At 71.5% G+C, this 8,533-nt stretch carries 7 protein-coding genes; 5 read left to right on the top strand and 2 right to left on the bottom strand.

The annotated features are described in order from the left end of the window. Window positions 1-162: 162 nt before the first annotated feature. From ABTZ17_RS11000 to ABTZ17_RS10985, 4 genes are read left to right on the top strand one after another with little or no spacing between them, the layout of a single operon-like run. A complete protein-coding gene (locus tag ABTZ17_RS11000; RefSeq protein ID WP_352195253.1) occupies window positions 163-2,736 on the top strand; it encodes a DUF4118 domain-containing protein in 2,574 nt (857 codons plus the stop codon). Beyond that, a complete protein-coding gene (locus ABTZ17_RS10995; protein ID WP_352195252.1) occupies window positions 2,733-3,416 on the top strand; it encodes a response regulator in 684 nt (227 codons plus the stop codon). The genes ABTZ17_RS11000 and ABTZ17_RS10995 overlap by 4 nt, the downstream gene beginning before the upstream one ends. Before the next feature lie 46 nt (window positions 3,417-3,462). After that, window positions 3,463-3,879, top strand: coding sequence for an OB-fold nucleic acid binding domain-containing protein (locus ABTZ17_RS10990; RefSeq protein WP_352195251.1), 417 nt, complete (start codon window positions 3,463-3,465; stop codon window positions 3,877-3,879). Window positions 3,880-3,885: 6 nt separating this feature from the next. Beyond that, complete coding sequence (locus ABTZ17_RS10985; RefSeq protein ID WP_352195250.1) at window positions 3,886-4,662, top strand: DUF3159 domain-containing protein; 777 nt, start codon at window positions 3,886-3,888, stop codon at window positions 4,660-4,662. Between the two features lie 122 nt (window positions 4,663-4,784). Here the strand turns inward: ABTZ17_RS10985 and ABTZ17_RS10980 are convergent, their stop codons facing one another. Both ABTZ17_RS10980 and ABTZ17_RS10975 read right to left on the bottom strand, forming a co-directional pair. Then, window positions 4,785-5,459, bottom strand: a complete 675-nt coding sequence (locus tag ABTZ17_RS10980; protein ID WP_352195249.1) for a potassium channel family protein — start codon at window positions 5,457-5,459, stop codon at window positions 4,785-4,787. Next, window positions 5,456-6,124 carry a potassium channel family protein gene (locus tag ABTZ17_RS10975; protein ID WP_352195248.1) on the bottom strand — a complete coding sequence of 223 codons (669 nt, stop codon included), beginning with the start codon at window positions 6,122-6,124 and terminating at the stop codon, window positions 5,456-5,458. Before ABTZ17_RS10975 ends, ABTZ17_RS10980 begins: the two co-directional genes overlap by 4 nt. Window positions 6,125-6,320: 196 nt before the next feature. Here ABTZ17_RS10975 and ABTZ17_RS10970 point away from each other — a divergent pair, with 196 nt between their 5' ends. Continuing rightward, on the top strand, window positions 6,321-8,369 hold the full coding sequence (locus tag ABTZ17_RS10970; RefSeq protein ID WP_352195247.1) for an APC family permease: 2,049 nt from the start codon (window positions 6,321-6,323) through the stop codon (window positions 8,367-8,369). Window positions 8,370-8,533: the final 164 nt, after the last annotated feature.

Below are 8,533 nucleotides of genomic sequence, written 5' to 3'. Positions count from 1 at the left end.
GCGGCCGCCGAGCGTCGCGCCGAAGTCCGGCTGCGTGCGGTGACGGGGTCCTGACCCCGATCACCAGATGATCTTTACCCTCAGCCGCGGCCCGGCGGCGTTTCCCCTGGTCACCGCAGCCCCGCGGACGTGCGCGGAACGGACGTGACCGACAATGTCGGCATGGGACGAGGCAGGCTGCGGGTCTATCTGGGGGCCGCCCCCGGTGTCGGCAAGACGTACGCCATGCTCGCCGAGGGCCACCGGCGGGCCGAGCGCGGCACCGACGTGGTGGCCGCGCTCGTCGAGGACCACGGCCGCCCCCGCACCCGGGCCCTCCTCGACGGCCTCGACACCGTTCCGCGCCGCCGCGTCACCCACCGCGGCGCCGCCTTCGAGGAACTGGACCTGCCCGCCGTCCTGGCCCGCCGCCCCCGGGTGGCCCTGGTGGACGAGCTCGCCCACACCAACGTGCCCGGTTCCCCCAACGCCAAGCGCTGGCAGGACGTCGAGGAACTGCTCGCCGCCGGCATCGACGTGATCACCACCGTCAACATCCAGCACCTGGAGTCCCTCGGCGACGTGGTCGCGTCGATCACCGGGGTCCGTCAGCGCGAGACCGTCCCCGACCGGGTGGTCCGCCGGGCCGACCAGATCGAACTCGTCGACATGGACCCGGAGGCCCTGCGCCGCCGGATGGCCCACGGCAACGTCCACCGACCCGACAAGGTCGACGCCGCCCTCTCGCACTGGTTCCGCCCCGGCAACCTCACCGCCCTCCGCGAACTGGCCCTCCTCTGGGTCGCCGACCGCGTCGACGAGCACCTGCGCCACTACCGCGAGGAGAACGGCATCCGGGCCACCTGGCAGGCCCGCGAACGCATCGTGGTCGGCCTCACCGGCGGCCCGGAGGGCCGCACCCTGATCCGCCGGGCCGCCCGGCTCGCCGAGAAGGGCGCGGGCGGCGAGGTCCTCGCCGTCCACGTGGCCCGCGGCGACGGACTGGCCCCCGCCGCGGCCGGCGAACTCGCCCTCCAACGGCGCCTCGCCGAGGAACTCGGCGGCTCCTTCCACCACGTCATCGGCGACGACCCCGCCCGGGCCCTCCTCGACTTCGCCCGCGGCGCCAACGCCACCCAGGTCGTCCTCGGCGTCAGCCGCCGCCGCCCCTGGCAGTCCCTGTGGGGGCCCGGAACCGGCGCCACCGTGGCCCGCGCGGCCGGCCCCGACCTCGACGTCCACCTCGTCACCCACGACGAGGCCGCCGCCGGCCGCGGCCTGCCCGCCCCCCACGGAGCCCGGCTGGGACGGACCCGGCGCGCCGCCGGCTGGGCGGTGGGCGTCCTCGGGCCCGTCCTGCTCACCCTGCTCCTCACCCACGTCGACGCCGACCTCGGCCTCGCCAACGACATGCTGCTCTTCCTCGCCCTGACGGTCGCCGCGGCCCTCCTCGGCGGCCTGCTGCCCGCCCTCGCCTCCGTGGCCGTCGGCTCCCTGCTGATCAACTACTTCTTCACCCCGCCCTTCCACCGACTGACCGTCTCCGACCCCCGCAACATCCTCGCCATCTGCGTGTTCTTCGCCGTCGCCGTCGCCGTGGCCTCGGTGGTCGACCTCGCGGCCCGCCGCACCCACCAGGCGGCCCGGCTGCGCGCCGAGTCCGAGACCCTCTCCCTCCTCGCGGGCAGCGTCCTGCGCGGCGAGGACTCCCCGGAAGCCCTCCTGGAACGGGTCCGGGAGACCTTCGCCATGGACTCCGTCGCCCTGCTGGAACGGTCCGACGCGCACGCGCCCTGGACCCGGACCGCCTCCGTCGGCCCCGCCCCGCCCACCGCCCCCGAGGAGGCCGAGGCCGACGTGCCCGTCGGAGACCGCCTCGTCCTGGCCCTCTCCGGCCGCGTCCTGCCCGCCGAGGACCGCCGGGTCCTGGTCGCCTTCGCCGCCCAGGCCGCCGTCGTCCTCGAACGCCAGCGCCTCGTGGACGAGGCCGAGGAGGCCCGGCGCCTGGCCGAGGGCGACAAGATCCGCACCGCGCTGCTGGCCGCCGTCAGCCACGACCTGCGGACCCCGCTCGCCGGGATCAAGGCGTCCGTCAGCTCGCTGCGCTCCGCCGACGTGGAATGGTCCGAGGAGGACCGCGCGGAACTCCTCGAAGGCATTGAGGACGGGGCCGACCGGCTCGCCGCCCTCATCGGCAACCTCCTGGACATGTCCCGCCTGCGGACCGGCACGGTCACCCCGCTGGTCCGCCCCACCGGCCTCGACGAGGTGGTCCCGATGGCCCTGGGCGGCGTACCGGAGGACAGCGTCCTCCTCGACCTCCCCGAGACCCTGCCGCTCGTCGCCGTCGACCGCGGCCTGCTGGAACGGGTCGTCGCCAACCTCGTCGAGAACGCCGTCAAGTACAGCCCCGCCGGGAGGCCCGTCCTCGTCACCGGCAGCGCCCTGGGGGAGCGGGTCGAGCTGCGGGTGACCGACCACGGGCCCGGCGTCCCCGACGAGGCCAAGGAACGCATCTTCGCCGCCTTCCAGCGGTACGGGGACGCGCCCCGCGGCACCGGGGTCGGACTCGGCCTGGCCGTCGCCCGAGGCTTCACCGAGGCCCTCGGCGGCACCCTCACCGCCGAGGACACCCCCGGCGGCGGCCTCACCATGCTCCTCGCCCTCCGGGCCGCCGGCACGGACGCGGACGGCACCGACGACGAGATCCCGGACCGGTCCCCCCGGCCCGGCCGACAGGAAGCAGGACCCAGATGACCCGGGTGCTCGTGGTCGAAGACGAGCCGCAGATCGTGCGCGCGCTGGAGATCAACCTCAAGGCGCGCCGCTACGAGGTGGACACCGCCTCCGACGGCGCCACGGCACTGAGACTGGCCGCGGCCCGCCACCCCGACGTGGTGGTCCTCGACCTCGGCCTGCCCGACATGGACGGGGTCGAGGTCATCCGCGGCCTGCGCGGCTGGACCCGCGTCCCGATCCTGGTGCTCTCCGCCCGCCACAGCTCCGACGAGAAGGTCGAGGCCCTCGACGCCGGCGCCGACGACTACGTCACCAAGCCCTTCGGCATGGACGAGCTGCTGGCCCGGCTGCGGGCCGCGGTCCGCCGGGCCGAACCCACCACCGCCGAGGCCGAGGAGGCGCGGGTCAGCACCGCCTCCTTCACCGTCGACCTGGCCGCGAAGAAGGCCGTCCGCGAGGGTCGCGACGTCCGCCTCACCCCCACCGAATGGCACCTCCTCGAAGTGCTCCTGCGCAACGCGGGCAAGCTCGTCAGCCAGAAGCAGCTCCTCCAGGAGGTCTGGGGGCCCACCTACGGCACCGAGACCAACTACCTGCGCGTGTACATGGCCCAGCTCCGCCGCAAGCTGGAGGTCGACCCCGCGCACCCCCGCCACTTCATCACCGAGGCCGGCATGGGGTACCGCTTCGAGAGGTGAGCGGTACGGCTTCGAGGGCCGGGCCGCTCGCCGGTACGCTTTCTGCATGAGTGCCGTACCTCCTTCCGAGAAGCCCGCGAAACCGGTCAAGCAGGGCGGCCGGTTCCGTCGGATGATCGAACGCCTGTCGACCTCCCAGGAGGAACTGCACTCCGCGGAGCTGCAGGAAGACGCCGAGGCGGCCGGGTGCACCCGCATCTGCGACTGCCACGACCGGCAGATAGTGAAGGTGACCGGTACCCTGCGGACGGTCACCCTGCGGCCGCGGGCCGGAGTGCCCGCCCTGGAGGCGGAGCTCTTCGACGGCTCGGCCGCACTCGACGTGGTCTGGCTCGGGCGTCGCTCGATCGTGGGCATCGAACCGGGCCGACGGATGATCGCCTCCGGTCGGATCGCGATGAGCCACGGACGCCGGGTCCTCTTCAACCCGAAGTACGAACTGCGACCGTTCGGACAGGAGTAGCAGCCGGTGTCGTCACTGGACAAACCGAACCACCCCACCCCCGCTGAGCCGCCCGCGGACCCCGCCGCCCCCGGCGGCGCCCAGGGCTCCCCGGACGAGGCCCAGGACGCCCGCGCCGTCACCCAGGCCGCCCTCTTCGACGCCTTCGGCGGCATCCGGGGCACCGTGGAGACGATGCTCCCCGGCCTGCTCTTCGTGATGATCTACACGTTCAACAAGGACGTGAAGATGTCCGCGATCGCGGCGGGCGTCGTGGCCGTGCTCCTGGTGATCGTGCGGCTCCTCCGCAAGGACACCGTCAAGCACGCCTTCAGCGGTGTCTTCGGCGTGGCCGTCGGTGTGGCCTTCGCCCTGTTCACCGGTTCCGCCAAGGGCTTCTACCTACCGGGCATGATCTACGGCGCCTGCCTCGGGGCCGCCTTCACGATCTCCGCGCTGGTGGGCTTCCCGCTGCTCGGCGTCGTGCTGGGGCCGGTCTTCCGGGAGAACCTCTCCTGGCGCACCCGCAACCCCGGCCGCAAGGCCGCCTACACCAAGGCCAGCCTCGCCTGGGGCCTGATCTTCCTCGCCAAGTACGCCATCCTCTTCCCCCTGTACTTCTGGGGCGACGAGACCCAGCTCGGCTGGGTGCTGGTGGCCCTGAAGCTGCCGCCGATGCTCCTCGCGGTGTACTTCACCTGGGTCTTCCTCGCCAAGGCGCCGCCGCCCATCGACGTGATCGCCGAGTGGGAGGCCGAGGAGCAGGCCGAGAAGGCCCGCAAGGCCGCCGCCCGGGAGGGCTGACCGCCCGGCCTGCCCCGCACGCGCGCGAAGGGGGCCGCCCCGGTACCGAGTACCGGGGCGGCCCCCTTCCGTGCATCCGCTTCAGGCACGTCGCGCGTCCGTGTGGTGCGCGGGTGCCCGCGTCAGCCCTTCTGCGGGGGGTGCGTGTTCAACAGCTCCTCCAGCTGCTCCTCACGCGCCTGCGCGGCCACGAACAGCAGCTCGTCCCCGCCCTCCAGGGTCTCCTCCGGGTGCGGGGTCAACACGCGGTTTCCGCGGATGATCGTCACCAGCGAGGTGTCCTGCGGCCAGGCCACGTCACTGATCAGCACGCCCTCCATGGGGGAGTCCGGCGGCAGCGTCAGCTCGACGAGGTTCGCGTCCCCGTGACTGAACCGCAGCAGGCGCACCAGGTCGCCGACGCTCACGGCCTCCTCGACCAGGGCCGACATCAGGCGCGGGGTGGAGACGGCCACGTCCACGCCCCAGGACTCGTTGAAGAGCCACTCGTTCTTCGGGTTGTTGACCCGGGCCACCACCCGCGGCACCCCGTACTCGGTCTTCGCCAGCAGCGAGACGACCAGGTTCACCTTGTCGTCACCGGTGGCCGCGATGACCACGTTGCACCGCTGGAGGGCCGCCTCGTCCAGCGAGGTGATCTCACAGGCGTCGGCCAGCAGCCACTCGGCCTGCGGCACCCGCTCCACCGAGATGGCGGTCGGCGCCTTGTCCACGAGCAGCACCTCGTGGCCGTTCTCCAACAGCTCGCCCGCGATGGAACGACCCACGGCACCGGCCCCGGCGATCGCGACCCTCATGCGTGTGCCTCCTCGGGCCCGTCGGCGAACGCCGCCTCCACCTTGTCGACCTCGTCCGTCCGCATCATCACGTGCACGAGGTCGCCCTCCTGCAGCACCGTCTGCGAGGTGGGCACGACGGCCTCGCCGAGGCGGGTGAGGAACGCCACCCGAACCCCGGTCTCGTCCTGGATCCGGCTCACCTTGTGGCCGATCCACGCCGGGGAGGTGTGCACCTCCGCCAGCTGAACCCCGCCGCTCGGATCCCGCCACAGCGGCTCCGAACCGGAGGGCAGCAGCCGGCGCAGCATCTGGTCGGCGGTCCACCGCACCGTCGCCACGGTCGGGATGCCCAGCCGCTGGTAGACCTCGGCCCGCTTCGGGTCGTAGATCCGCGCCGCGACGTTCTCCACCCCGAACATCTCGCGGGCCACCCGGGCCGCGATGATGTTGGAATTGTCACCGCTGCTGACCGCGGCGAAGGCTCCCGCCTCCTCGATGCCGGCCTCGCGCAGGGTGTCCTGGTCGAAGCCGACCCCGGTGACGCGGCGACCGCCGAAGCCGGATCCGAGCCGGCGGAACGCGGTGGGGTCCTGGTCGACCACCGCGACCGTATGCCCCTGCTGCTCCAAGGTCTGCGCGAGAGCGGAGCCCACTCTGCCGCATCCCATAATGACGATGTGCACGGCCGTCCTTCCGGCTGTCAGTACTTCTGCACTTCTGCCCCGTGTGATGTTCCGGGATCACAGGGTCTCAGACCATGGCCCAAGCTACACACGGCCGGTCACCAGTGTGACCTCTTGAACGCTCCCGGTGCGCTTTTGACCCGGGCCGGGGGTGGTGGTTGGTCAGGGCCGATTTCGAACGCTTACCATCCTCTGCGTGTCCAAACTGACCGACGTGCCCAAACGGATCCTCATCGGCCGGGCGCTGCGCAGCGACCGCCTGGGAGAAACACTCCTCCCGAAGCGGATCGCCCTTCCCGTCTTCGCGTCCGACCCGCTCTCCTCCGTGGCATACGCCCCCGGCGAAGTGCTCCTCGTACTTTCCATCGCGGGCGTCTCGGCCTACCACTTCAGCCCCTGGATCGCCGTCGCGGTCGTGGTGCTGATGTTCACCGTGGTGGCCTCGTACCGGCAGAACGTGCACGCCTACCCGAGCGGCGGCGGCGACTACGAGGTCGCCAACACCAACCTCGGGCCCAAGGCCGGCCTGACCGTCGCCAGCGCCCTCCTCGTCGACTACGTCCTCACCGTCGCCGTCTCCATCTCCTCCGGAGTGGAGAACCTCGGCTCCGCCGTGGACTTCGTGGTCGAACACAAGGTGCTCTGCGCGATCGCCATGATCCTTCTGCTGACGCTGATGAATCTGCGCGGTGTGAAGGAATCCGGAAAACTCTTCGCGATTCCCACCTATGTGTTCGTCGCGGGCGTCTTCATCATGATCGCCTGGGGTGCCTGGAAGGGCATCGTCCTCGACGAGACCATGAAGGCCCCCACCGCCGATTACGAGATCAAGCCCGAACACGAGGGCATCGCCGGATTCGCCCTGGTCTTCCTGCTCCTGCGCGCCTTCTCCTCCGGCTGCGCCGCCCTCACCGGCGTCGAGGCCATCAGCAACGGCGTCCCCGCCTTCCGCAAGCCCAAGAGCAAGAACGCCGCGACCACCCTCGCCCTCATGGGCGGCCTCGCCGTCACCATGTTCTGCGGGATCATCGGCCTCGCCATGGCCACCAACGTCAAGATGGCCGAGTTCCCGGCGAAGGACCTCTACGTCGACGGCGCCCCCGTCGGCGCGGGCTACGTCCAGCACCCCGTGATCTCCCAGGTCGCCGAGGCGGTCTTCGGCAACGGCAGCTTCCTCTTCATCCTGCTGGCCACCGCCACCGCCCTGGTCCTCTTCCTGGCCGCCAACACCGCCTACAACGGCTTCCCGCTCCTCGGCTCGATCCTCGCCCAGGACCGCTACCTGCCGCGCCAGCTCCACACCCGCGGCGACCGCCTCGCCTTCTCCAACGGCATCGTCCTCCTCGCGGGCGCCGCGATACTCCTGGTGTGGATCTACGACGCCGACTCCACCAAGCTGATCCAGCTCTACATCGTCGGCGTGTTCGTCTCCTTCACCCTCAGCCAGATCGGCATGATCCGGCACTGGAACCGGCACCTGACGACCGAACGCGACCCCGGCAAGCGCCGCCACATGATCCGCTCCCGCGCGATCAACACCTTCGGCGCCTGCTTCACCGGCCTCGTCCTGGTCGTCGTCCTCGCCACCAAGTTCACCCACGGCGCCTGGGTCGCCCTCCTCGGCATGGTGATCTTCTACGGCACCATGACCGCCATCCGGAAGCACTACGACCGGGTCGCCGCCGAGATCGCCGCAGCCGAAGGCCCCAGCGACGACAGCGTGCGCCCCTCCCGGGTCCACTCCATCGTCCTGGTCTCCAAGGTCCACAAGCCCACCCTGCGCGCCCTGGCCTTCGCCAAGCTCACCCGCTCCGACATCCTCGAAGCGCTCAGCATCAGCGTCGACCCCGCCGAGACCAAGGCCCTCAAGGCCGAATGGGAACGCCGCGGCATCAACGTCCCGCTCAAGATCCTCGACTCCCCGTACCGCGAGATCACCCGCCCGGTCGTCGAATACGTCAAGGGCCTGCGCAGCGAGAACCCGCGCGACGCCGTCAGCGTCTACATCCCCGAGTACGTCGTCGGACGCTGGTACGAACACCTCCTCCACAACCAGAGCGCCCTGCGCCTGAAGGGCCGCCTGCTCTTCACCCCCGGCGTCATGGTCACCTCGGTGCCCTACCAGCTCGAATCCTCCGAGCTGGCCAAGAAGCGGGCCAAGCGCCGCCAGGACTGGAACGCCCCCGGCGCCGTCCGCCGCGGCCCCGTCGACACCCGCACCAAGGAGCCCAGCTCCAAGGGCTGACCGCCGCCCCGCCCCGCGGCGCCCGCACGGATGGCGAAAGGCCGGGCCCGACCCACGTAGACTGGTGGGTCGGCTGCCCGGCCTTCCGGCTTTCCGGCTTTTCGGCTTACCGGCCCTTCGGCTCGGCGTCCGCCCGTCCGGGCTCCGACGAACCGTTCGTCGGG

This window comes from Streptomyces sp. NPDC097619, from assembly GCF_040302735.1.
GTDB lineage: Bacteria > Actinomycetota > Actinomycetes > Streptomycetales > Streptomycetaceae > Streptomyces.
This window is presented reverse-complemented; position numbering and strand designations above follow the sequence as displayed.